This window comes from Streptomyces sp. B3I8, from assembly GCF_030816915.1.
Taxonomy (GTDB): Bacteria; Actinomycetota; Actinomycetes; order Streptomycetales; family Streptomycetaceae; genus Streptomyces.
Map to the genome: position 1 here is coordinate 1348194 of NZ_JAUSYN010000002.1, position 24307 is coordinate 1372500.

Annotated in this window: 18 protein-coding genes and 2 rRNA genes (1 of these 20 running past the window's edge); 3 read left to right on the forward strand and 17 right to left on the reverse strand. The window is 72.3% G+C overall.

Translation table 11 applies throughout. The features are described from left to right. Positions 1-313: 313 nt before the first annotated feature. The 4 genes from ald to QFZ64_RS08320 all read right to left on the reverse strand — a co-directional run bounded on the left by ald (position 314) and on the right by QFZ64_RS08320 (position 6631). Positions 314-1438: an alanine dehydrogenase gene (gene ald, locus QFZ64_RS08305; RefSeq protein WP_307063898.1), complete on the reverse strand. Its 1125-nt coding sequence runs from the start codon at positions 1436-1438 to the stop codon at positions 314-316. Positions 1439-1622: 184 nt separating this feature from the next. Further along, positions 1623-3944 carry a tetratricopeptide repeat protein gene (locus QFZ64_RS08310; RefSeq protein WP_307063900.1) on the reverse strand — a complete coding sequence of 774 codons (2322 nt, stop codon included), beginning with the start codon at positions 3942-3944 and terminating at the stop codon, positions 1623-1625. 213 nt (positions 3945-4157) lie between these two features. After that, positions 4158-4784 (reverse strand): NUDIX hydrolase, encoded by a 627-nt coding sequence (locus tag QFZ64_RS08315; protein ID WP_307063902.1) that lies wholly within the window; start codon positions 4782-4784, stop codon positions 4158-4160. A 179-nt stretch (positions 4785-4963) separates the two neighbouring features. After that, on the reverse strand, positions 4964-6631 hold the full coding sequence (locus QFZ64_RS08320; RefSeq protein WP_307063905.1) for a CTP synthase: 1668 nt from the start codon (positions 6629-6631) through the stop codon (positions 4964-4966). 687 nt (positions 6632-7318) lie between these two features. Here QFZ64_RS08320 and QFZ64_RS08325 point away from each other — a divergent pair. Next, positions 7319-9121: a glycoside hydrolase family 15 protein gene (locus tag QFZ64_RS08325; protein WP_307071617.1), complete on the forward strand. Its 1803-nt coding sequence runs from the start codon at positions 7319-7321 to the stop codon at positions 9119-9121. A 143-nt stretch (positions 9122-9264) separates the two neighbouring features. Here QFZ64_RS08325 and QFZ64_RS08330 read toward each other — a convergent pair whose 3' ends face one another. From QFZ64_RS08330 to QFZ64_RS08350, 5 genes are all read right to left on the reverse strand, one after another. Next, entirely contained in the window at positions 9265-10434 is a 1170-nt protein-coding gene (locus QFZ64_RS08330) for a glycosyltransferase family 4 protein (protein WP_307063907.1), read from the reverse strand. 319 nt (positions 10435-10753) lie between these two features. After that, entirely contained in the window at positions 10754-12496 is a 1743-nt protein-coding gene (gene recN, locus QFZ64_RS08335; protein WP_307063910.1) for a DNA repair protein RecN, read from the reverse strand. 124 nt (positions 12497-12620) lie between these two features. Further along, positions 12621-13526: an NAD kinase gene (locus QFZ64_RS08340; RefSeq protein WP_307063912.1), complete on the reverse strand. Its 906-nt coding sequence runs from the start codon at positions 13524-13526 to the stop codon at positions 12621-12623. Then, the gene (locus QFZ64_RS08345) at positions 13523-14338 is read right to left on the reverse strand and encodes a TlyA family RNA methyltransferase (RefSeq protein WP_307063914.1); all 816 of its coding nucleotides are present in this window, start codon (positions 14336-14338) and stop codon (positions 13523-13525) included. Before QFZ64_RS08345 ends, QFZ64_RS08340 begins: the two co-directional genes overlap by 4 nt. Before the next feature lie 7 nt (positions 14339-14345). Continuing rightward, entirely contained in the window at positions 14346-14666 is a 321-nt protein-coding gene (locus QFZ64_RS08350; protein WP_307063916.1) for a hypothetical protein, read from the reverse strand. A gap of 42 nt (positions 14667-14708) precedes the next feature. Here QFZ64_RS08350 and QFZ64_RS08355 point away from each other — a divergent pair, with 42 nt between their 5' ends. Next, the gene (locus tag QFZ64_RS08355) at positions 14709-15056 is read left to right on the forward strand and encodes a sterol-binding protein (RefSeq protein ID WP_307063918.1); all 348 of its coding nucleotides are present in this window, start codon (positions 14709-14711) and stop codon (positions 15054-15056) included. Here QFZ64_RS08355 and QFZ64_RS08360 read toward each other — a convergent pair. From QFZ64_RS08360 to QFZ64_RS08375, 4 genes are all read right to left on the reverse strand, one after another. Next, on the reverse strand, positions 15040-16011 hold the full coding sequence (locus QFZ64_RS08360; RefSeq protein ID WP_307063920.1) for an ABC transporter ATP-binding protein: 972 nt from the start codon (positions 16009-16011) through the stop codon (positions 15040-15042). The two genes, QFZ64_RS08355 and QFZ64_RS08360, sit on opposite strands and share 17 nt — an antisense overlap. Beyond that, complete coding sequence (locus QFZ64_RS08365) at positions 16008-17051, reverse strand: iron chelate uptake ABC transporter family permease subunit (RefSeq protein ID WP_307063923.1); 1044 nt, start codon at positions 17049-17051, stop codon at positions 16008-16010. The genes QFZ64_RS08360 and QFZ64_RS08365 overlap by 4 nt, the downstream gene beginning before the upstream one ends. Beyond that, on the reverse strand, positions 17048-18094 hold the full coding sequence (locus QFZ64_RS08370) for an iron ABC transporter permease (RefSeq protein WP_307063925.1): 1047 nt from the start codon (positions 18092-18094) through the stop codon (positions 17048-17050). The genes QFZ64_RS08365 and QFZ64_RS08370 overlap by 4 nt, the downstream gene beginning before the upstream one ends. Positions 18095-18379: 285 nt before the next feature. Continuing rightward, the gene (locus QFZ64_RS08375) at positions 18380-19414 is read right to left on the reverse strand and encodes an HAD hydrolase-like protein (protein ID WP_307063926.1); all 1035 of its coding nucleotides are present in this window, start codon (positions 19412-19414) and stop codon (positions 18380-18382) included. Between the two features lie 83 nt (positions 19415-19497). Between QFZ64_RS08375 and QFZ64_RS08380 the strand changes: the two genes are divergently transcribed. After that, positions 19498-20784, forward strand: coding sequence for a DUF1015 domain-containing protein (locus tag QFZ64_RS08380; protein ID WP_307063927.1), 1287 nt, complete (start codon positions 19498-19500; stop codon positions 20782-20784). Between the two features lie 80 nt (positions 20785-20864). On the opposite strand, the gene QFZ64_RS08385 is transcribed toward QFZ64_RS08380, so the two are convergent. The 4 genes from QFZ64_RS08385 to QFZ64_RS08400 form a co-directional block, all read right to left on the reverse strand. Beyond that, a complete protein-coding gene (locus QFZ64_RS08385; protein WP_307063929.1) occupies positions 20865-21668 on the reverse strand; it encodes a tetratricopeptide repeat protein in 804 nt (267 codons plus the stop codon). Continuing rightward, a complete protein-coding gene (locus tag QFZ64_RS08390; protein ID WP_307063932.1) occupies positions 21605-22831 on the reverse strand; it encodes a hypothetical protein in 1227 nt (408 codons plus the stop codon). The genes QFZ64_RS08385 and QFZ64_RS08390 overlap by 64 nt, the downstream gene beginning before the upstream one ends. Positions 22832-23131: 300 nt before the next feature. After that, a 5S ribosomal RNA gene (gene rrf / locus QFZ64_RS08395) occupies positions 23132-23248 on the reverse strand. A 111-nt stretch (positions 23249-23359) separates the two neighbouring features. After that, positions 23360-24307, reverse strand: a 23S ribosomal RNA gene (locus QFZ64_RS08400); it runs 2180 nt beyond the window's last position.

Consider the following 24307-nt stretch of genomic DNA (forward strand, 5'->3'; position numbering starts at 1 on the left):
CGTCCGCAGCAACACAATCCGCCGGACCCGGCCCGTTGTGTCGGCAATGAAACACCCCGCTGTCAAGGGCGTACAGAGGGCGTACAGCCGCCGAATGCCGGATTCGTCCCGTGCGCGAATCGGTAGAACGGTTGTTTTTGCGACGAGTTGAACGAGCGTCGCAAAGTGACCATACACACACCCGGCCGGACCTTGTCGACAAGGTCCGGCCGGGTGCGCGTCGTTGACCGCATATGTTGACCTGTCGCCTTGTGGCGCAGGCGACTTGTACGGGACGGTCGCGTCCTTCGGGCACCGCGACCCACCCCGCGGCTCAGCCGAGCAGGGTGGACAGCTCCACGTGCTCCAGACCGTGCGCCTCGGCGACCTCCCTGTAAACCACCTTGCCGTCATGGGCGTTGAGCCCCATGGCGAGCGCGGGGTCGCGGCGCAGCGCCTCCACCCAGCCCCGGCCGGCCAGTTCCACGATGTACGGCAGGGTGGCGTTGGTCAGCGCGTAGGTGGAGGTGTTGGGGACGGCGCCGGGCATGTTGGCGACGCAGTAGAACACCGAGTCGTGGACCGGGAAGGTCGGTTCGGCGTGCGTGGTGGGGCGGGAGTCCTCGAAGCAGCCGCCCTGGTCGATCGCGATGTCGACAAGGACACTGCCGGGCTTCATCCGGGACACCAGCTCGTTGGTGACCAGTTTCGGCGCCTTGGCGCCCGGGATGAGCACCGCGCCGATGACGAGGTCGGCCTCCAGGCACGCCCGCTCCAGCTCGAAGGCGTTGGAGACGACCGTCTGGATCCGCGTGCCGAAGATCTTGTCGGCCTCGCGGAGCTTGCGGATGTCCTTGTCGAGCAGGGTCACGTGGAAGCCCATTCCGATCGCGATCTGGGCCGCGTTCCAGCCGGAGACGCCGCCGCCGATGACGACGGCCCGCCCTGCGGGCACCCCGGGAACGCCCCCGGGCAGCACACCGCGCCCGCCGCCCGCGCGCATCAGGTGGTAGGCGCCGACCTGCGGGGCGAGCCGGCCGGCCACCTCGGACATGGGCGCGAGCAGCGGCAGCGTGCGGCCGGGCAGTTCGACGGTCTCGTAGGCGATGGCGGTGGTGCCCGACTCCAGCAGGGCGTCGGTGCACTCCTTGGACGCGGCCAGGTGCAGATAGGTGAAGAGGATCTGGTCCTTGCGCAGGCGGTGGTACTCCTCGGCGACCGGCTCCTTGACCTTCAGCAGCAGGTCGGCCGTGGCCCACACCTCGTCGGGGGTGTCCAGGATGCGGGCGCCGGCGGCGGTGTACTCGTCGTCCGTGATGGAGGAGCCGAGGCCGGCGCCCCGCTCCACCACGACCTGGTGACCCCCTCGAACGAGCTCGTGCACACCGGCCGGGGTGATGGCCACGCGGAACTCGTTGTTCTTGACCTCGCGGGGAATACCGACCTTCACGTCGATCACGGTCCTTGGTTCGCAGGAAACGTCAATGACTACATACCCGGACGCATGCGAGCACACCGGGGCAGACCGCGCGAGTGGCGCGGCCAAATCAGTCTAATGAAGGTGTTCCCTCTGTCCAGCCTTCCAAAGGCCAAATCTTCTGCGGATGCACTACGGATTTCGCAGGTGTTTCCGGCGCACTCCCTTATCCTCGCCCGTCGGTGGCGCTCGACTCCGTCGGCGGCACGGCCCCGCGCAGCCGCGCGGCCGCGCCCCGGTGCAGCCGGGCGCCCGCCGGATCCCCCGTGCGTTCCAGGGTCTCGGCGAGCCGGGTGTGCAGGTCGGCCTGCAACTCCCCGTCCTCCGCGTGCCGGGCCAGTTCGACCGCCTGCCGGCAGGTCTCCAGCGCCTCGTCCGCGTGCCCGGCGGCCTCCTGCGCCCCGGCCAGTTCCCCCAGCGCCCGCGCCTGCGCGACGACGTCGCCGGCCCGCCGGTACCCCGTGACCGCGGACCGCCAGGAACGCATCGCCTCCGCGTACCGTCCCGCGCGGGCGTGCGCCCCGCCGATCCGGCCGTGCAGCCGCGCGGCGTCCGCCCGTTCGTCCCGGGCGAGCCGCTCGGCGAGTGCCCGCCCGAACCAGTCGGCGGCCCGGTCGGGGTCCCCCAGTTCCAGGTGGGCGGCGCCCACGGATTCCGTCGCGCGGCCGGTGGCGTACGGGTCGCCCGCCTCGCGCCCGGCGTCCAGCGCGGCCCGGTAGCGGGCCAGCGCATCACGGGTACGGCCGGCCCGGACGTCCAGGTCGGCGAGGTTGAGCAGCGCCGCCGCCCGCTCCCGGGGCAGGTCGCGGCGCTCGGCGACCTCGAGGACGAGCCGGTGGATGCCGTACAGCTCGGGTGCCGCGGCCCGGGTGCCGAAGTGCGCCACCATGGCCCGCACGAGCTGCGACATCAGCCGCCGGGCCAGGGTGTCCAGTTCGCCGTCGTCGACAGCGAGCCGGGCGGCGGCCAGCAGCGCGGGCTGCCGGGCGCGCAGCCAGTCGGCGGCGGCGCGCGGGTCGGGGAAGCGCAGCGCGGGCGGGGTGTTCAGCAGTTTCTCCCGCGCGCGGGGGCTGTCGGTCTCGGTCACCGCCCGGCAGGACTGCAGCAGGCGCAGCGTGCGCTCCAGCATCCGGGCGCGGGCCAGCCGCAGCTCGCCGGGGCGGTCCTCGGCCTCGGCGCGGGCGCGCAGCAGGGGCTGGAGGCAGCCCGGGACCTCGTACTGCGGCAGCGGCGTGGGCAGGCGGTGCAGGAACCCGGCGTCGACGCAACTGTCGAGGACGGCGCGGGCGGCCTCCACCGAGCAGCCGGCCAGCGCGGCGGCGGTCTGCGGGTCGGCCGGGACGGCGGGGACGAGGGCGAGCAGCCGCAGCATGCGACGGGCGGGGGCGGGCAGTCCGGCGTACGCGAGCCGGAACACCTTGGCGAGCGGGGTACCGAAGGGGGTGCCGAGCGGTGCGCCGCCCTCGGTGTCGGCGTTCAGGTGCCGGGTGACGTCGGCGACGGCGGCCTTGGGGCGGGCGGCCAGCCAGCCCCCCGCGAGGACCAGCGCGGCGGGCTGCCCGCCGCATGCCTCGGCGAGCTGCTCGGCGGCGCGCGGGTCGACGGTGACGCGGACGGCGCCGGTGCGGCGGGCGAGCAGCGCCACCGCGGACGCGGTGTCCAGGCCGCCGACCGTGCAGGGGCGGACGTCGGAGATGCCGGTCAGCGGTCCCCGGGAGACGGCGACGACGAGGCAGTCGGGGCTGTCCGGCAACAGCGCGTCGACCTGTTCGGCGCCGGCCGCGTCGTCCAGCAGGAGCAGTACGCGCCGCTCGGAGAGGGCCTCGCGCAGCAGATGACTGAGTTCGTCCTCGTCGGCCCCGGGCGGCACTGGCCGGCCGAGCGCGGAGAGCAGGTGGCGGGCGGTGCGCTCGGTGGGGACGGGGGTGCCGTCGGGTTCGCTCAGGCGGGCGCGGAGCACCCCGTCCTCGTAGCGGTCCGCCACCCGGCGCAGCAGTTCCTCGGCGAGTGCGGTACGGCCCTGCCCGGGGCGCCCGGCGATGAGCAGCACCCGGGCGCGCGGGGCCTTGCGGCCGGAGAGGGTGTCGAGGCCGGCCCGGGCGATGTCGGCGCGCAGTTCGCGCAACTCGTGTGCGCGGCCGAGGAAATCACCTTCCGGGACTTCGTGGCCGGGAACCTCGTGGCCGGAGGGTTCGCGGCCGGAGAGCTCGTGTCCGGAGGGCTCACCGCCGGGGGCCGGAAGGTCGTGGAGCCGGGCGACGGAGGACCGGATGTCGTCGGAGCGGCTGTCCCTGGGCCGGCTGTCGTCGGACCGGGCGACGGAGGACCGACTGCCGGAGGACCGACTGCCGTCGGACCTGTTGTCGTCGGACCTGTTGTCGTCGGACCGGCCGGCGGGAGGCCGACGGCCGGTGGGTGCGGTGTCCGGCGCGGGGCCGGGCAATCCGGGCAGTCCGCTGCCGTCGGTGTCCACCGCCTGATCCGTCACGGGTCACGCTCCCGTCCCACTGCGCGCGGACCCGCCGCACTCCGCACGGGTCGTCCTCGAAGCCTAGTTGACGCATCGTGACGTTCCCGGCGGAGCCGAACGGCAGGCCACACCTGTCGCCCGATCGGATCAGGCGATCGTAGGACTTGAGAGAGACCGGCGGGACGTGAGATACCGTCAGGCCTCCCCGGTCACACCGGCCCCTGAAGCCTCTCAGGCCTCGAACGGGCGGGCCGGCCATGGGGCCAGTGCCGGGCGCAGGGCGTCCAGGCCGTCCCCGTTCCGCGCCGCCACCAGCGACAGCGCGCCCACCACGAGGCAGTTGTTGTGCAGCTCACCGGCGAGCACCCCGCGCACCAGCTCCGCCACCGGCACCCGGGCCAGCTCCATGTCGGCCTCCTCGTGCTCGACCTCGAAGCGCTCCCCCTCCGCCTCGGACAGGTCACGGGCGAGGAAGATCCGCACGGCCTCGTCGCAGCCGCCGGGGGTGGTGTACACGTCGGCGAGGACCCGCCAGTCCTCCGCCTTGACGTGTGCCTCCTCGTACAGCTCGCGCTGGGCGGCGTGCAGCGGGTTCTCGCCGGGGACGTCGAGCAGTCCGGCCGGGATCTCCCACAGCTTCTGCCGCACCGGGTGGCGGTACTGGCGCAGCACCAGGACGCGGTCCTCGTCGTCCAGTGCCAGGACGGCCACCGAGCCCGGGTGCACCTGGTAGTCCCGGCGCGCGACCGACCCGTCGGGCATGACCACCTCGTCGGTGCGGACGGAGGTCTTGTTGCCGCGGAAGGGGGTCTCGGTGCCCCTGATCTCCCACTCCGCGGCGGCGTCCTTGATCGTCATGCCTGTCCTTCCCCAGTGAGCCACATGAACCGCGCCGGCCACGTGGGCCTGTCGCGCCCTCTGAGCCACATGAGCCCCGTGTACGTGAAACCGGGGTGCGCGTCCGCCGGACCTCGGGGGATCCGCCGGCCGGCACCCCGGCCACCGTACAACCGTCGTACGCGGCGACGGCCTTCCGCCTACTTCGCCGTCTTCCGCTCGACCGCCGCCTTGACCAGCCCGGCGAAGAGCGGGTGCGGGCGGGTCGGGCGGGAGCGCAGCTCCGGGTGGGCCTGCGTGGCCACCAGGTACGGGTGGACCTCGCGCGGGTATTCCAGGTACTCCACGAGCTTGCCGTCCGGGGAGGTGCCGGAGAACAGCAGGCCGGCCTTCTTCTCCAGCTCCGCGCGGTAGGTGTTGTTCACCTCGTAGCGGTGGCGGTGGCGCTCCTCCACGTACTCCTTGCCGTCGTACACCTCGCGCACGATCGAGCCCTCGGCGAGCTTGGCCGGGTACATGCCCAGCCGCATGGTGCCGCCCATGTCGCCCTCGCCGGCGACGATGTCGAGCTGCTCGGCCATGGTGGAGATGACCGGGTGGGTGGTGGCCGGGTCGAACTCGGTGGAGTTGGCGTCCTCCACGCCGGCCAGGTTGCGCGCGGCCTCGATCACGACGCACTGCAGGCCGAGGCAGAGACCGAGCAGCGGGATGCGCTGCTCGCGGGCGTACTGGATGGCGCCGACCTTGCCGGTCACACCACGCTCACCGAAGCCGCCCGGGATGCAGATCGCGTCGACGTCGCCGAGCTCGCGGGCGGCGCCGGCCGGGGTCTTGCAGTCGTCTGAGGTGACCCACTTGATCTTCACGCGGGCCTTGTTGGCGAAGCCGCCGGCGCGCAGCGCCTCGGTGACCGAGAGGTAGGCGTCGGGCAGGTCGATGTACTTGCCGACCAGGGCGAGGGTGATCTCGTGGTCGGGGTTGTGGACGCGGTCGAGCAGGTCGTCCCACGTCCTCCAGTCCACGTCGCGGAACGGCAGGTCCAGCTTGCGGACGACATAGGCGTCCAGGCCCTCGCCGTGCACGGTCTTGGGGATGTCGTAGATCGAGCGGGCGTCGGGGCAGGCGACCACGGCGGCCTCGTCGACGTCGCACATCAGCGAGATCTTCCGCTTGATGGCGGTGGGCACCTCGCGGTCGCAGCGCAGCACGATCGCGTCCGGCTGGATGCCGATGTTGCGCAGGGCGGCTACCGAGTGCTGGGTCGGCTTGGTCTTCAGCTCGCCGGAGGGGCCGATGTACGGCAGCAGGGAGATGTGGACGACGAAGACGTTGTCGCGGCCCACCTCGTGGCGGACCTGGCGGACGGTCTCCAGGAAGGGCAGCGACTCGATGTCGCCGACGGTGCCGCCGACCTCGGTGATGACGACGTCCACCTCGTCGGTGGCCATGCGCCGGATGCGGTGCTTGATCTCGTTGGTGATGTGCGGGATGACCTGCACCGTGTCGCCCAGGTACTCGCCGCGCCGCTCCTTGGCGATGACGGTGGAGTACACCTGGCCGGTGGTGACGTTGGCGGAGCCGTCCAGGTCGCGGTCGAGGAACCGCTCGTAGTGGCCGATGTCCAGGTCGGTCTCGGCGCCGTCGTTGGTGACGAACACCTCACCGTGCTGGAAGGGGTTCATCGTGCCCGGGTCGACGTTCAGGTAGGGGTCGAGCTTCTGCATCACGACCCGCAGGCCCCGGGCCTTGAGCAGCATGCCGAGGCTGGAGGCGGTCAGCCCCTTGCCGAGCGAGGAGGCGACACCCCCGGTGACGAAGATGTGCTTCGTCGTCGTGGCTGTGCTGTTGCGGAAAGCGGCGGGCGGCATGGCCAAGAGGGGGCTCCCGTGGTCGCGGTCTGGAGTGCGGAGCGGCGTGGAGGGCCCGGAGGTTTCCGGGGGCGCCGTCGCTGCGGTTCGGGGGTTCTTAAGTCCACCGGTCCACGGGCTACCAGCGTAACAGCGACCGGGAGCGGCCGCTCCCGGCGTCCGCTCGGGCGAGGTGTGCGGGATGCGCGGGCGGGGTGCTCCCCGGGTCCCTCCGGAAAGCCGACGGACCGCCTTCTGGTCGTTTTCGGACCGCCCTCGGACCGACTTCGGGCCGACTTCGGACCGTCTTCGGGGCGCCCGGAGCGTCCGGTTCCGCACCGTCTTCGGACATTTACGGAGAGCGCTTTCGGCCACGCTCCGCGCACGTGTCACCACGGACACGCCACCCCTCCACGCTTCTCACCCGATGCTCACTCGTTCGAGTCACCCGCGTTGCCCGGAGCGGCACGCGCACCACCCGGGTGCGTCGTATCCTGCTCGGACACTCGCTGCCGAGCGGCCCGGAAAACGGCACACCCCCGCCTGCCACCGGAACACTCACGCTCGTCGGCCCGTTGAACATCGACCGCACATTTACCGCATATTTCCCGAACGGGTCGGTGCACAACGACATCTCACACCGACCCCTTGACCGCAAAGAGCGACCGCCCCCTGCGGGGCGACGTGGCCGTTCGACTGGAGTTGCACGTGGCCGGGCGTATCGAAGACTACGCACTCATCGGAGACATGCAGACCGCCGCACTGGTCTGCCGGGACGGCACAGTGGACTGGCTGTGCCTGCCCCGCTTCGACTCCCACGCCGTCTTCGCGGGGCTGCTCGGCACAGAGGAGCACGGCTTCTGGCGCCTCGGGCCGGCCCACGCCCCCGAGGCGGAACCGCCGACGGCGACCCGCCGGAGCTACCGCGGCGAGTCACTCGTCCTGGAATCCGAGTGGGACACGCCACGCGGAACGGTCAGAGTGACCGATTTCATGCCCCCGCGCGACGGCGCCCCGCAGCTCGTGCGGATCGTCGAGGGCGTCACCGGCCGCGTCCCCATGCGGTCGGTACTGCGCATGCGGTTCTCCTACGGGCGGATCACCCCGTGGGTGCACAAGCACGAGGGCCGCACCGTCGCCGTCGCCGGGCCCGACTCGGTGTGGTTCGACACCGAGGCCGAGACCTACGGCAAGTCGCTGACCACGTACAACGACTTCACCGTCGCGCCCGGCGACCGCATCGCCTTCACCGTCTCCTGGCAGCCCTCGCACAAGGAGCCGCCGCCGCTGCCCGAGCCGGAGCAGTCGCTGGAGGCCACCGAGGAGTTCTGGCGCGAGTGGGTCGGGCACTGTACGTACCACGGCCCCTACCGCGAGGCCGTGGTCCGCTCCCTGATCACGCTGAAGGCCCTGACGTACGCCCCGACCGGCGGCATCGTCGCGGCGCCCACCACCTCGCTGCCCGAGCACCTCGGCGGCGTGCGCAACTGGGACTACCGCTACACCTGGCTGCGCGACGCCGCGATCACGCTCTCCTCGCTGCTGCGCACCGGCTACCGCGAGGAGGCCCGCGCCTGGCGCGAGTGGCTGCTGCGCGCGGTCGCCGGCGACCCGGAGAACCTGCAGATCATGTACGGCATCGCCGGCGAGCGCGAGCTCGGCGAGGCGGAGCTGGACTGGCTGCCGGGCTACGAGCGCTCCGCGCCGGTACGCATCGGCAACGGCGCCGCCAGCCAGCTCCAGCTCGACGTCTACGGCGAGGTCACCGAGGCCCTGCACCTGGGCCACATGACGGGTCTGGCCCGCAACGACTACGCCTCCGTCCTCCAACTCCGGCTGATCCGCTACCTGGAGGACCACTGGGACGAGCCCGACGAGGGCATCTGGGAGGTGCGCGGCCCGCGCCGCCACTTCGTGCACTCCAAGGTGATGGCCTGGGTCGCGGTCGACCGCACCATCAAGCTGATCGAGTCCGGCGACGCCGACGGCCCGCTGGAGCGGTGGCGGGAACTGCGCGACGACATCCACCGGGACGTGTGCGAGCGGGGCTTCGACAAGGAGCGCAACACCTTCACGCAGTCCTACGGCTCCAAGGAGCTGGACGCGTCCCTGCTGCTGATTCCGCAGATGGGCTTCCTGCCGCCGGACGACAAGAGGGTCATCGGCACCATCGAGGCGATCCAGCGCGAGCTGTCCACGCCGGACGGCTTCATCCTGCGGTACCCGACCGCGGGTTCCGAGGAGGGGGTGGACGGGCTGCCGGGCGACGAGGGAGCCTTCCTGGCCTGCTCGTTCTGGATGGCGGACGACCTGGCGATGATCGGCCGGGTCGACGAGGCCCGCCGTCTCTTCGAGAAGCTGCTGTCCCTGCGCAACGACCTCGGCCTGCTGGCCGAGGAGTGGGACCCGCGCCTGCAGCGCCAGGTCGGCAACTTCCCCCAGGCCTTCAGCCACGTACCGCTCATCGACACTGCCCTGCGCCTGACGGCGTCGGGCGCGTACGGGGGCTGACGACGCCACGCCCCGCGCCCCGTGCCTTCGGGGGGTGCGGGGCGTCCGCGCGCGGCGGGCCACGGCACACGATCCCCGGCCGGACCTCCGGAGCGACCCCGCGCTCGGGCGAACTCGGGCGAACGGGACCGGCTGGACGGCACTCAGGCGAACGGGACCGGCTGCGTCAGCTCGTCGTACACGCTCAGCACGTGCGCCACCGTCGCGTCCTCCGTCGGCCAGGTCCCCGCCTGCCACGCGCCCCGCTCGACCAGCCACTGCCGCCGCACCGCGTCACCGAGCAGCCGTACCACCGCGCCGCCGAGCGCCCCCGCGTCCCCGTACGGCACCAACTCGGCGGCATCACCGACGAGTTCCGGCGTGCCGCCCACCGCCGTGGCCACCAGCGGCACCCCGGCCCGCAGCGCCTCCTGCGCGAACACCGACCGCGACTCCCAGCCGCTGGGCAGTAACGCCAGATCCGCCGCGGCGAGCAGTTCCGGGACGTCCTCCCGGCTGCCCAGCAGCCGCACCGGCAGTTCCTCCGCCTCGATACGCCGCTGCAACTCCGGCCGCAGCGCCCCCTCCCCCGCGATCACGAGCAACGGCACGGGATCGTGGCCCTGCCACACCCGCACGGCGTCGAGCAGCACCTCGTGCCCGCGGTGCCGTTCGAGTGCGCCGACGGCGAGGAGCAACGGCCGTTCCGTGGCGCCGAGTTCGGCACGCGCCTTGGGCCCGTCCGGCCCCTCGCGGCCCTCGCGGCCCGCTCCGTCGCCGCCACCGGCGCCCCCGCCCGGCGACGGGAGCGCGACGGCGGCGAGCCGGGCGTCCCTCGCGCCGCGCGACCGTGCCCGGTCGACCAGGTCGGAGGAGGTGCCGAGCAACACGGACGCGGCCTTGGCGACCCGCCGTTCGAGCAGCCGCAGCAGGTGCGCCCGGGGCCCCTCGGCGTGCGCGCGGGTGTGCCAGGTGACGACGAACGGGACCCTGCGGCCGAGCGCGAGGGAGGCCCGCAGCCCGGCGTGCAGCCCGTGGGCGTGGACCAGGTCGGCGTCGGCGCAGACGGCGCGCAGCGCGGCGACGGAGGAGGGATCGGTGCTGCGGTCCACGGCGACGTGCGCGGCGCCGGTCCCGGTGAAGTCGTAGGTGCGTTCGGCCTCGACGGGGGCGCACACGGTCACGCGCACGCCCCTGGCGACCAGTCCGGCGGCGAGCGACCGCACATGCGCGCTGCTGCCCGCGCTGCCGCCGCCGACCACCTGCACGGCGTGCAGCGGCGACTGCCCGTGCGGCGACGGTGCGTGCGGCGACTGGCTGCTCACGAGGGTCACGTGGCCGGGGCTCCTGGTTCGGCGTCGGACGGTCGCGGGGAGACGTACGGGACGCTCGCGCGGACCTCGCGCGACACAGTGTGGCGTGCGGGCTCCGCGGGCCGTCCGGGGCGTGCGTGGGGTCGGGCATGCCAGGGCGCACGGGCGTGGCGGCTCCGGCGCCCGAACGCGCCTACGGCGAAGGAGCGTACCGGTTCCGCGGCACGACACCGGGCGCACCGGGCGACGCCGGACTCCCGAAGGCGCCGGGCGGCAGCGGACTACCGACGGCGCCGGGCGCGCTGGACGACCCCGCGCCCGGCTTCGTGTCCGTACGCGCCTACGCGTCCTTCCGCGCTGACGCCAGCAGTTCCTCCGCGTGCGCCCGGGCCGTCTCGGAGTCCTCCTGGCCCGCGAGCATCCGGGACAACTCCCGTACCCGCTCCTCGCCCTCCAGGACCTTCACCCCCGAGCGCGTCACCGAACCGTCGTCGGTCTTCTCCACCAGGAGCTGCCGGTCGGCGAACGCCGCCACCTGCGGCAGGTGCGTGACGACCACGACCTGCGCGTTCTTGGCCAGCTTCGCCAGCCGCCGGCCGATCTCGACGGCCGCCTTGCCGCCGACACCGGCGTCGACCTCGTCGAAGAGGTACGTCGGCACGGGGTCGGTCCCCGCGAAGACGACCTCCACCGCGAGCATCACCCGGGACAGCTCACCGCCGGACGCGCCCTTGGCGATCGGCCGGGCCGGCGCCCCCGGGTGCGGGGCGAGCAGCAGCTCGACCTCGTCGGCGCCGGAGGGGCCGTAGGCGACCGTGCGCCCACCGACCTCGACGCCCTCGGGGTCCTCGGTCTGCCGGACGTCGAACGTGACGCGCGCGTGCGGCATGGCGAGCGAGCCCAGCTCGGCGGTGACGGCGGCGGCGAACCGTTCGGCGGCGGTGGTGCGCGCGTCGGACAGTTCCTGGGCGAGCCCGCCCAGCTCGGCCCGCAGCGCGTCCCGCTCGGCGGTCAGCTCCCCGATCCGCTCGTCGTCGCCGTCGAGCTCGGTCAGCCGTACGGCGCCCCGCTGGGCCCAGGCGAGGACCCCACCGATGTCGTCGCCGTACTTGCGGGTGAGCTGGGTGAGCGCGGCCCGCCGCTCCTCGACCGCCGCCAGGCGCAGCGGGTCGGCGTCGAGGTCGTCGGCGTATCCGGCGAGTTCCCCGGCCACGTCGGCGAGGAGGATGCCGATCTCGCCGATCCGCTCGGCGAGCCCGGCCAGCGCGGTGTCGTGCGACCGTACGGCCTCCAGGGCGCGGTGGGCGCCCGCGACGAGCGTGTTCGCGTCGATGCCCTCGGGATCCTCCGGATTGCCGGCGAGCGCGGCGTGCGCGGCCGTCGCGGCGGAGGCGAGGGCTTCCGCGTGCCCGAGCCGCTCGGCCTCGGCGGCCAGCTCCACGTCCTCGCCGGGCCGCGGCTCGACGGCCGCGATCTCGTCGAGGCCGTAGCGCAGCAGATCGGCCTCCTGCGCCCGCTCCCGGGCACGCGTGGTGATCTCGTCCAGTTCGGTGGCGACGGCCCGCAGCCGCCGGTAGGCCTCGGCGTACTTGGCCAGGGGCACGGCGACGGTGTCCCCGGCGTACCGGTCGAGGGCCTGCCGCTGCCGGCTGAGCTTGAGCAGCCCCTGCTGGTCGGTCTGCCCGTGCACGGCGACCAGCTCGTCGGCGAGCTCGGCGAGCATGCCGACCGGCACGGACCGTCCGCCGAGGTGCGCCCGCGAGCGGCCCTCGGCGGAGACGGTACGGCTGATCAGCAGTGTCCCGTCGTCCAGCTCGGCGCCGGCCTCCTCGGCCCGTACGGCCGCCGGGGCGGCGGCGGGCACACTGATGCGGCCCTCGACGACGGCGTTCTTCGCGCCGATCCGTACGAGAGCCGGGTCCGCGCGCCCGCCGAGCAGCAACCCCAGGCTGGTGACCACCATCGTCTTGCCGGCACCGGTCTCACCGGTGACAGCGGTGAAGCCGGGTGACAGCTCGACCACCGCGTCGTCGATGACCCCGAGCGACCGTATCCGCATCTCCTCCAACACGACGTCGACCATACGAGGTTTCGGCCACGATGTGCGACGCCGCCCCACCCGACCGGGGAAGCCGCAGGTCGTGACTTCCCCGGGGGTCCCTCGTTGCGCGGCCCCGTCCGTACGCGCGTACGGACGGGGCCGGTCCTCAGTTGGGGGCTCCCCGCCACCCCGAAACCGGCAGGGCGAACTTCGCCACCAGGCGGTCGGTGAAGGACGCGTGGTGCAGCCGGGCGAGCCGTACCGGCACCGCGCCCCGGCGCACCTCGACCCGGGCGCCCGGCGGCAGCTCCACCGTGCGCCGGCCGTCGCACCACAGCACGCCGGGCGGGATGTGCGGCAGCACCTCCACCGCGAGCACCGAGTCCGGCGAGGTGACCAGCGGCTTGGCGAACAGGGCGTGGGCGCTGATCGGCACCATGAGCAGCGCCTCCACCTCCGGCCACACCACGGGCCCGCCCGCCGAGAACGCGTAGGCCGTGGACCCGGTCGGCGTGGCGCAGACGATGCCGTCACAGCCGAACCCGGTCACCGGCCGCCCGTCGATCTCCAGGACGACCTCGAGCAGCTTCTCGGCGCCGGCCTTCTGCACGGCGGCCTCGTTGAGCGCCCAGTCGGTGTGCACGATGTCACCGTTGCGGTGCACGACGACGTCGACCGTCATGCGTTCCTCGACCTCGTAGGCCCGGCTGACCACCCGGTCGACGACCTTGTCGAGGTCGTCCCGCTCGGCCTCGGCGAGGAAACCGACGCGCCCCAGGTTGACGCCGAGCATCGGCACGCCGGAGGCGCGGGCGAACTCGGCGCCGCGCAGCAGCGTGCCGTCACCGCCGAGGACGATGAGCAGCTCGCAGCCGTCCAGGCACTGCGGGGTGGCCTCCTTGACGAGCTGCACGCTCTCGGGCAGCGGCAGGTCGGCGGCCTCGGCCTCCAGGACGCGCACCCCGAGCCCGGCGCGCAGCAGCCCGCCCACCACGAGCTCGGCGCTGCGGATGGCCGCCGGACGCCCGGTGTGTGCCAGTAGGAATACGGTTCGAGCTTGGTTCTGTGTCAACGCGGCCCCTCCGCCACTGCACGGTCGATGTCGGCCGGGTCCGGTGCGGGTGCCCCGGCACGCAGCCACAGGAAGTATTCGACGTTTCCCGAGGGCCCGGGCAGCGGACTGGCGGTCACCCCGTTCACCCCGAGTCCGATGTCCCACGCCCGCCCGGCCACCTGGCGCACGGCCTCCGCGCGCAGCTCGGGGCTGCGCACGACTCCGCCGCTGCCGAGCCGTTCCTTACCCACCTCGAACTGGGGCTTGACCATCATCACCAGGTCGGCGTCCGGCTTCGCGCACCGCGCCAGGGCGGGCAGTACCAGTCCGAGCGGGATGAAGGACAGGTCCCCCACCACAAGATCCACAGGCTCCCCATCGATCGCTTCGAGCGTCAACTCGCGTACGTTCGTACGGTCCTTGACGGTGACGCGTTCATCGCTCCGCAGAGTCCAGGCGAGTTGTCCGTATCCGACGTCCACGGCGACCACGTGCGCGGCGCCCGCGCGCAGCAGCACGTCGGTGAAGCCGCCGGTGGAGGCGCCGGCGTCGAGCGCCCGCCGGCCCCGTACGACGAGCCCGCGCGGGACGAACGCGTCCAGCGCGCCGGCGAGCTTGTGGCCGCCCCGGGAGACGTAGCCGGGGTCGCCGTCGTCCTCGGCCACGAGGATCGCCGCGGCGGCCTCGACCTGGGTGGCCGGTTTGGTCGCGACGGCCTTGCCGACCGTGACCCGCCCGGCCGCGATGAGCTGGCTCGCGTGCTCCCGCGAGCGCGCCAGCTTCCGCCGTACCAGTTCGGCGTCCAGTCGGCGGCGTGTCACTCCTGCCACGTGTCCCTCAGCTCCTGATCCCGTGTCCGTGCGTCGGTGGGGGCGGCGGAGGTCCCGGACGGGAGTCGAGCGCGGTCAGCGCGTCGCGCAGCCCTCGGTGTACATCCTCGTACACCTGGAGGTGGCCGTCGGTGGCGAGGTGGTCGGCGTCGGCCAGCCGGTCGAGGTGCGCGTCGACGCCGGGGTTGCCGGTGGGGGTGCGGGGCACCTGCAGCGGGGCGGGCGCCGCGGGTTCGCCGTCGTCCTGAGCGCCTTCGGCGCCTCGGTCTTCCTCCGCGGCCTGGAAGCGCTCGCCCGGGGCCTCCGGCTCAGGTACTGCGTCGTTCATGCCCCGACGCTACCGCGTGGCCCTGGGGTACCGTCGATGCCGATGGCGACGATCGAGGAGTGCCGCAGGGCACTGGACAGGTTCTCCGAGACCCTCGCGCGCGCCGAGGGGGACGCGGCGGCGGCCGCCGCCCTGGACCGTTCGCTGAGCTGCCGCATCACCGACCTGGACGTCACCTTCGTCGGCCGGCTGCGGGGCGGCCGGGTCGAGGTGCGCGACACCGTGCGCGGGCTGCCGCCCGAGAGGGCCGAGATACGGCTGGCCATGACCGGGGAGGACCTGGTGTCCCTGGTCGACGGCGAGCTGCACTTCGCCCGGGCCTGGGGCTCGGGCCGGGTGCGGCTGGAGGCGGGGCTGCGGGACCTGTTCCGGCTCAGGAAGCTCCTGTAGCCGACTCGGAGACCTCGGCCCCTCCGCGGGCCCCGGCACCGGCCGTCTCCGGCGTCTTGTCCGCCTTGTCCGCCGTCCCGCGTGCGCGGGCCCTGCGGGCGGCCGGCACCACCAGTGGGGTCCCCGTCTCCGGGTCGTCGACGACCTGGCAGCGCAGCCCGAAGACCTCCTCGACCAGCTCGGCCGTGACGATCTCCTTGGGCGCTCCCTCGGCCACCACCCGCCCCTCCCGCAGCGCCACGAGATGGGTGGCGTAGCGGGCCGCGTGGTTGAGGTCGTGCAGGACGGCGACGAGCGTGCGCCCCTGCTCCTCGTGCAGGTCGGCGCAGAGGTCGAGGACGTCGATCTGGTGCTGGATGTCGAGGTAGGTGGTCGGCTCGTCGAGGAGCAGCAGCGGGGTCTGCTGGGCGAGCGCCATGGCGATCCACACCCGCTGCCGCTGCCCGCCGGACAGTTCGTCGACGTAGCGGTCGGCGAGGTCGCCGATCCCGGTGCGCGCCATCGACTCCCGTACCACCCGCTCGTCCTCGGCCGACCACTGCCGCAGCAGTCCCTGGTGCGGGTAGCGGCCGCGACCGACCAGGTCGCCGACGGTGATGCCGTCCGGCGCGATCGACGACTGCGGCAGCAGTCCGAGGGTGCGGGCGACCTTCTTCGCCGGCATCGACTGGATGACCTGCCCGTCCAGCAGCACCCGGCCCTCGTTCGGCCGCAGCATCCGCGACAGCGCGCGCAGCAGCGTGGACTTGCCGCAGGCGTTGGGGCCGACGATCACGGTGAACGAGTTGTCGGGTATCTCCACCGACAGCCGCTCGGCGATCACGCGCTGGTCGTAGGCGAGGGTGACGTTGTCGGCGGACAGGCGGTTCACGGTGCTCCTTCGGACGTTCCGGTGCCGCGGGGCCGGGTGTTCTGGTTCGCCGGGCCGCGAGTGCTCGTTCGCCGGGCCGCTCATATCCGGCCCGCCCTGCGCTCGGTGACCAGCAGCCACAGCAGATACGCCCCGCCGAGCACCCCGGTGACCACGCCGACGGGAAGCTGGTCGGCGCCGAAGGCCCGCTGCGAGACCAGGTCGGCCACGATCAGCAGGGTGGCGCCCATGCACATGGCGGGCACCAGGTTGGGCCCGGGCGAGCGGGTCAGCCGCCGGGCGAGCTGCGGCGCGGTCAGCGCGACGAACCCGACCGGCCCGACGGCGGCGGTGGCACCGGCGGTGAGCAGCACCGCGGACACCATCAGCACCATCCGTACGCGCTCCACGCGCACCCCGAGCGCGTACGACAGGTCGTCACCCATCTCGGTCATCAGCAGTCCGCGCGCGTTGACGAGGACGAGCGGCACGAGGACCGCACACAGCACGAGCAACGGCCACACCTGCGTCCAGTCGCGGCCGTTGAGGGACCCGGTCATCCACACCACCGCGCGGGCGGCGTCGACGATGTCGGCCTTGGTGAGCAGATAGCCGTTGACCGCGGTGACCATCGCGGAGACGCCGATGCCGACCAGGACCAGCCGGTAGCCGTGCACGCCCCGCCGCCAGGCGAGCAGGTAGAGGGCGAACCCGGTGACCAGTCCGCCGGCCAGCGCGCCGAGCGTGACGGCGGTGGCGCTGCCGGAGAACAGCACGATCACCACCAGCGCGCCGGCCGTCGCGCCCTGCCCGAGCCCGAGCACGTCCGGACTGCCGAGCGGATTGCGCGAGATCGACTGGAACAGCGCCCCGCCGAGCCCCAGCGCGGCCCCCACGAGGAGGCCGACGAGGACGCGCGGCAGCCGCAGGTCGCGGACGATGTACTCCTGGATCCGCGTCCCGTGGCCGGTCAGCGTCCGGACCACGTCGGTGGCGGAGACCGGGAAATCGCCGGTGCCGATCAGCGCGACGCTCGCGGCGAGCGCGACGAGCACCAGCAGGACGACGACGGTGACCGCGCGGGCGTCCACCCTGAGGGAGAGCCCGCCGCGGGTGCGCACCGCCCGGATGTGTGTGGCCTTCACAGTTGTGTCGTCCTCCTGCGCCGGACGAGGAAGATGAACACCGGACCGCCGAGGATCGCGGTGACGATGCCGACCTGCAGTTCGGCGGGCCGGGCGACCATCCGCCCGATCACGTCGGCGCCGAGGAGCAGCACCGGGGACAGCACGGTCGCGTACGGCAGGATCCAGCGCAGATCCGGGCCGGTGAAGGACCGTACGAGGTGCGGGACCATCAGCCCGACGAACACGATGGGGCCGCAGGCGGCGGTGGCCGCGCCGCACAGCATGGTGGCGGCGAGCATGGACAGCGCGCGGGTGCGGTTGAGGTGGGCGCCGAGCGCGCGGGCGGTGTCGTCGCCCATGGCCACCGCGTTCAGCGGCCGGGCCAGCCCCAGCGCGAGCAGGCTGCCCACCACCATGAACGGGGCGACCTGGACGATCGTGGAATGCGTCGCGGAGGCCAGCGAGCCGACCGTCCAGAACCGCATCCTGCCCAGCGCCGCGTCGTCCATGATCATGACGGCCTGGAGGTAGCCGTAGAGGGCCGCGCTGATCGCGGTGCCGGCCAGCGCGAGCCGTACGGGGGTGGCGCCCCGGCTGCCGCCGAGGAACCACACCAGGGCGCCGACCGCGGCGGCCCCGAAGAAGGCGAACCACACGTAGCCGTTCAGCGAGGTGACGCCGAAATAGGTGATGGCGGTGACGACCGCCGCGGAGGCGCCCGCGTTGATGCCGAGGATGCCGGGGTCGGCGAGCGGGTTCCGGGTGAGCGCCTGCAGCACGGCCCCGGCGAGCCCGAGCGCGGCCCCGGCGAGCAGCCCGAGCAGCGTGCGCCACACCCGCTCGTCGACGACCACGTCGGCGTACGTGCCCGTGTCGTGGAACAGCCCGTGCCAGACCTGGTCCAGGGGCAGCTCCTTGGCCCCGATCGCGATACTCGCGAGCGCGACCCCCGCCAGCACCACCAGGGACAGGAGCAACCCGACGGCACGCGCCGCCGCCCGCCGCCCCGGGGGCGCGGAAGCGCTCACCGCACGCGTTTCAGGAACACTGTCGACCAACACAGAGCTTAGGTTAACCTAACCTCTCCTGCGAGCCCCGGCGAGGGGCTCAGGGAGCGACCCCGTAAGGGGCGCGGGGAACCGCGCGAGCAACCACGACGCACCCGCACCCGCACCCGCACCCGCACCCGCACCCGCACCCGCACCCACCACACAACCCACCCACTCCAGCTCTCGAGCGCACCCGCCCGAAGGGCGAACCGGGGGGCCAACGGGCGAAGCCCTTTGAAGAGGCGGAAAGGGTAAGGGCGGCGGAGGCGAAAAAACCCGCCGTCACCCCACCCACCGTCACACCCCCAGCCGCGCCAACCCCTTCCCCCCGTCCAGCTCACAGGCCCCGTCCCCCGCCACCGTCCACGCCACCGCGCACAACGCCCGCAACCCGTCCACCGGCTCCCCGTCCCCCTCCAACCGCAGCTCTCCCCCACTCGCCGCAGCCGTCCACCCCCCGCACCGGAAGCGGCCGTCCCCCACGTCCGCCACCTCCGGCTGCCCCGTCAGCAACCCCCGCAGATCGACGTCGACATACGTCGGCCGATGCCGCGCCGGCGCCGCCAGCAACTGCGCCCCGTCCGTCACCCCCGTGAGCACCAGCAACGAGTCGACGCCCCCGTTGAACGCCCCCTCGATGTCCGTGTCCAGCCGGTCCCCCACCACCAACGGCCGCTCGGCCCCGGTGCGCAGGATCGTCTCCCGGTGCATCGGCGGCAACGGCTTCCCCGCCACCTGCGGCGTCGCCCCCGTCGCGATCCGCACGACCTCCACCGCCGCCCCGTTCCCCGGCGCGATCCCCCGCGCACTGGGAATCGTCAGATCCGTGTTCGACGCGAACCACGGCACCCCCCGCGCGATCGCGTAACTCGCCTCCGCGAACCGCCCCCACGCCAGGTCGGGGCCGCCGAACCCCTGCACCACCGCCACCGGTTCGTCGTCCGCCGACTCCACCGGCGTCAGCCCGCGCTCGCGCAGCGCCACCCGCAGCCCCTCGCCGCCGATCACCAGCACCCGCGCACCCGCCGGCACCTGGTCGCTGATGAGCCGGGCCACCGCCTGCGCGGAGGTCACCACGTCGGACGCCTCGGCCGCTATCCCCAGCTCCGTCAGATGCGCGGCCACCGCGTCCGGGGTCCGCAGCGCGTTGTTGGTGACGTACGCCAGCCGCATCCCCCCGTCCCGGGCCGTGCCGAGCGACTCCACCGCGTGGTCGATCGCGACACCGCCCGCGTACACGACCCCGTCGAGGTCGAGCAGCGCCGTGTCGTACGCCTCGCTCAGGGGCCGTGCGCTGCCCTCGGGCCGCGTCCTGACCGCACTCCGGCTCATTCCGCATCGCTCCTCGTTCACTCGCCTCCCCCGATCATCCCCCACGGCACTGACAGCCTCACCGGCGCACTTACGATGCTCGGATGAACTCTGCAGGTCCCGGGGACGCACCCGCGCACATGGGCCTTGATCTGACGCCCTTCCGGGGCCTGCGCTACAACCCGGAACGCGTCGGCAGCCTCTCCGCCGTGACCTCCCCGCCGTACGACGTGGTGGTCCGCCCCGACGGGCTGCTCCATCTGGAATCCGCCGACCCGCACAACATCGTCCGGCTGATCCTGCCGCAGGCCGGCACGCCCTCCGCCCGCAACGAACGGGCCGCGGACACCCTGGACCGCTGGGTCGCCGAGGGCGTCCTCGCCCGCGACCCCGAACCCGCCCTGTACGTCTACGAACAGCGCGACGGCACCGGTCTCGTCCAGCGCGGCCTGATCGGGACGCTGCGCCTGTCCGAGCCGTCGGACGGCGTCGTCCTCCCGCACGAGGACGTCATGCCGCACGTCGTCGCCGACCGCGCGGACCTGATGCGTGCGACCCGCGCCAACCTCGAACCCCTGCTGCTGACCTACCGCGGCGACGGCGGTACCACCGGCGCGCACGCCGTCGTGGAGCGCGCCACGGGGCGCCCACCGCTGCTGTCCACCACCACGGAGGACGGCTTCGGACACCGTCTGTGGGCGGTCACCGACCCCGTCGAGATCGCCGCGGCCCGGGCAGACCTGGCCGGCCGTCAGGCCCTCATCGCCGACGGCCACCACCGCTGGGCCACCTACCTGCGGCTCCGCGCCGAGCACCCCTCACCCGGCCCGTGGGACTTCGGCCTGGTCCTGCTCGTCGACACCGCCCTCCACCCCTTGCGCGTCCGCGCCATCCACCGGCTGCTGCCCAGGCTCCCGTTGGCGGACGCGCTGTCCGCGCTGACGGGCCTGTTCCGGATACGGCATCTGCGGGCGCCGCTCACCGAAGCGCTGGACGCCCTGGCGGACGCCGCACGCACGGGCAACGCGTTCCTCCTCGCGGGCGACGGCGCCTTCCACCTCGTCGACCTCCCCTCCCCCGACCTCCTGGCCCGCACCGTCCCGACGGACCGCCCGGAGGCCTGGCGCACCCTGGACGCGACGGTCCTGCACGCCACCCTCCTGGATCATGTCTGGCGGATCCCCGAGGACTCACCGGAGCACGTCGCCTACATCCACGACACCGCGTCCACGGTGGAGAAGGCGGAACGCGAGGGGGGCACGGCGGTACTCCTCCACCCGGTCCCGGAGGACATCGTGCGCACCCTCGCCCAGCAGGGCGTCACGATGCCCCGCAAGTCCACGTCCTTCGGCCCGAAGCCGGCGTCGGGCCTGGTCCTGAGGACGCTGTAGGCGGAAGCGCGGCAAGCGGAAAGCGGAACGGGGCGGCCGGCGCGAGAAACTCCCCGCGCCGACCGCCCCGTCCGGCATCCTCAGTCCTTCTCGGACACCGCGCCCTTCACAACGCCGCCCTCCGACTCCCCGTCCTCGACCCCGGCCTTGTCTTCAACCTTGGTCTCCACCTCGACCTCGGCCTCGACCTTGTCCTCGACCTCGGCCTTGTCCTCGACTTCGAGCTCGTCCTCGGCCTCGTCTTCGCCCTCGACGAGCGCGTCCATGAACTCCACGCCGTCCAGCTCCGCCAACCGGTCGGACGCGTCGGTGCTGCCGTCCTTGTCGGACTCCACCGCCTTGGCGAACCACTCCCGTGCCTCGCCCTCACGCCCCGCCGCGAGCAGTGCGTCGGCGTACGCGTACCGCAGACGCGCGGTCCACGGCTGCACGGAGGTGGAGGCCAGTTCGGGGCTCTGCAACGTGACGATCGCCGCGTCGAGCTGCCCCATGTCCCGCCGCGCCCCCGCCGCGACGAGCCGCATCTCGACCTGCCCGGCCTTGTCCAGCTTGTGCACCTCGGGCGCCCCGGCCATGTCCAGCGTCTTCTCCGGCCGGCCGAGCCCACGCTCGCAGTCCGCCATGACGGGCCACAGGTCGGTGTTGCCGGTCATCCGCCGCGCCGCCCGGAACTCGGCGAGTGCCTCCCCGTACTTCTGGGTGGCGTAGGCCGCGAACCCGGCCGCCTCCCGTACTGCGGCGACGCGGGACGCCAGCCGCAGGGCCACCCTGGAGTACGCGTACGCACCCTCGGGGTCCTCGTCGATGAGCCGGGCGACCATCACCAGGTTCTTCGCGACGTCCTCGGCGAGCGTCTTGGGAAGGCTCTGCAGCTCCTGCCGCACGTCCTTGTCGATCTCGTCCCCAGTGACCTCCTCCGGGATCGGCAGCCGCTTGATCGGCTCACGATCGCGGTCACGGTGGTCCCGGTCACGCTCGTCGCGGAACCGCCCACCGCCGCCGCGTCGGTCGTCCCCGCCGCGGAAACCACCGGGACGGCCACCACGGTCGTCGCGCCGGTCGTCACGGCGGGGCCCGCGCCCACGGTCGTCTCGGCCCCGATCGTCACGGCCCCGATCGTCACGGCCCCGATCGTCACGGCCCCGATCGTCACGGCCACGGAATCCGCCGCGCTCGCCCCGATCGTCGTCACGCCGCCCGAAGCTCCGACGATCGTCGTCACGCCGGAAGCCCTGGCCCTGGCCTCCCCGGCTGTGGCTGTCCCGGTCATCGCGCCGGGCACCGGGACGGTCGTCACGCCGGTCATCCCGACGGAAGGCCGGCCGGTCGTCACGCCGATCGTCACGACGGAAAGCAGGCCGGTCATCACGCCGATCATCACGACGGAAAGCAGGCCGGTCATCACGCCGATCATCACGACGGAAAGCAGGCCGGTCATCACGCCGATCATCACGACGGAACTCACCGCGGTCCCCACGGTCCCCACGCTCCTCGCGCCGGAACCCACCACGATCGTCCCGCCCCCGGAAGCCCCCACGGTCGTCGTCCCGCCCTCGGAAACCCCCGCGACGGTCATCACCACGCCGATCGTCACGGCGGTCGTCACGACGATCGTCACGACGGAAGGCCGGCCGGTCATCACGGCGATCGTCACGACGGAAAGCAGGCCGGTCATCACGGCGGTCATCACGGCGATCGTCACGACGGAAAGCAGGCCGGTCGGCGTCGCGGCGGAAACCGCGGTCCCGGTCGTCCCGCCGAGGCGCCCCGGAACGGTCGTCGCGACGGAACGGAGGACGTCCCCCACGCTCGCCCTCCCGCCGGTCGTCACGACCGCCGCCACCACTGCGGTCGTCATCACGCCGACCGTAGCTCCGACGATCGTCGTCACGACGATCGTCCCGACGAAACGCCGGCCGGTCGTCTCGACGGTCATCGCGGCGGAACCCACCGCGGTTGTCCGCAGGCCGCTCGCCGCCGCGGCGATCCTCGCCTCGACGGTCGTCACGTCGACCGTAGCCACCGCGATCACGATCGCCGAATCCACCACGCCCGGTCCCGCCGCTACCGCTCCGGCCCTCACGGCTGTCCCGGCTATCGCGGTTGTCGCGACGCGGACCTCCTCGGAAGCCGCCCCGGTCACCACTGTCCCGGCGGCGCTGCTCGCGCTCCGGTCGCTCGTCGGGAGAGTTGGTGGACATGGGGAACTCCTGTCTTCGGCACTACGGTTATTCTTGCGCGTCGGGTACCCGACCCACTCGGAGGAAAAATTCAGAAAACAAACCAGGAAAACAAAAAGGACCCCTGGTCCCAGCATGTCGCTGGGACCAGGGGTCCTCCAAAGATTGTTCGGCGGTGTCCTACTCTCCCACAGGGTCCCCCCTGCAGTACCATCGGCGCTGTAAGGCTTAGCTTCCGGGTTCGAAATGTAACCGGGCGTTTCCCCTACGCTATGACCACCGAAACCCTAATGGTTTCGAGCGAACAAGCACACTTTTCAATTGAAGAGCAGCGTTCAGCTCTCTGCCGACAACTGTTCGTTGTCTCAGAACTAACACAGTGGACGCGAGCAACTGAGGACAAGCCCTCGGCCTATTAGTACCGGTCACCTCCACACCTCACGGTGCTTCCAGATCCGGCCTATCAACCCAGTCGTCTACTGGGAGCCTTACCCCATCAAGTGGGTGGGAGTCCTCATCTCGAAGCAGGCTTCCCGCTTAGATGCTTTCAGCGGTTATCCCTCCCGAACGTAGCCAACCAGCCATGCCCTTGGCAGAACAACTGGCACACCAGAGGTTCGTCCGTCCCGGTCCTCTCGTACTAGGGACAGCCCTTCTCAAGACTCCTACGCGCGCAGCGGATAGGGACCGAACTGTCTCACGACGTTCTAAACCCAGCTCGCGTACCGCTTTAATGGGCGAACAGCCCAACCCTTGGGACCGACTCCAGCCCCAGGATGCGACGAGCCGACATCGAGGTGCCAAACCATCCCGTCGATATGGACTCTTGGGGAAGATCAGCCTGTTATCCCCCGGGGTACCTTTTATCCGTTGAGCGACGGCGCTTCCACAAGCCACCGCCGGATCACTAGTCCCGACTTTCGTCCCTGCTCGACCCGTCGGTCTCACAGTCAAGCTCCCTTGTGCACTTACACTCACCACCTGATTACCAACCAGGCTGAGGGAACCTTTGGGCGCCTCCGTTACCCTTTAGGAGGCAACCGCCCCAGTTAAACTACCCATCAGACACTGTCCCTGATCCGGATCACGGACCCAGGTTAGACATCCAGCACGACCAGACTGGTATTTCAACGACGACTCCACCCGAACTGGCGTCCGAGCTTCACAGTCTCCCAGCTATCCTACACAAGCCGAACCGAACACCAATATCAAACTGTAGTAAAGGTCCCGGGGTCTTTCCGTCCTGCTGCGCGAAACGAGCATCTTTACTCGTAGTGCAATTTCACCGGGCCTATGGTTGAGACAGTCGAGAAGTCGTTACGCCATTCGTGCAGGTCGGAACT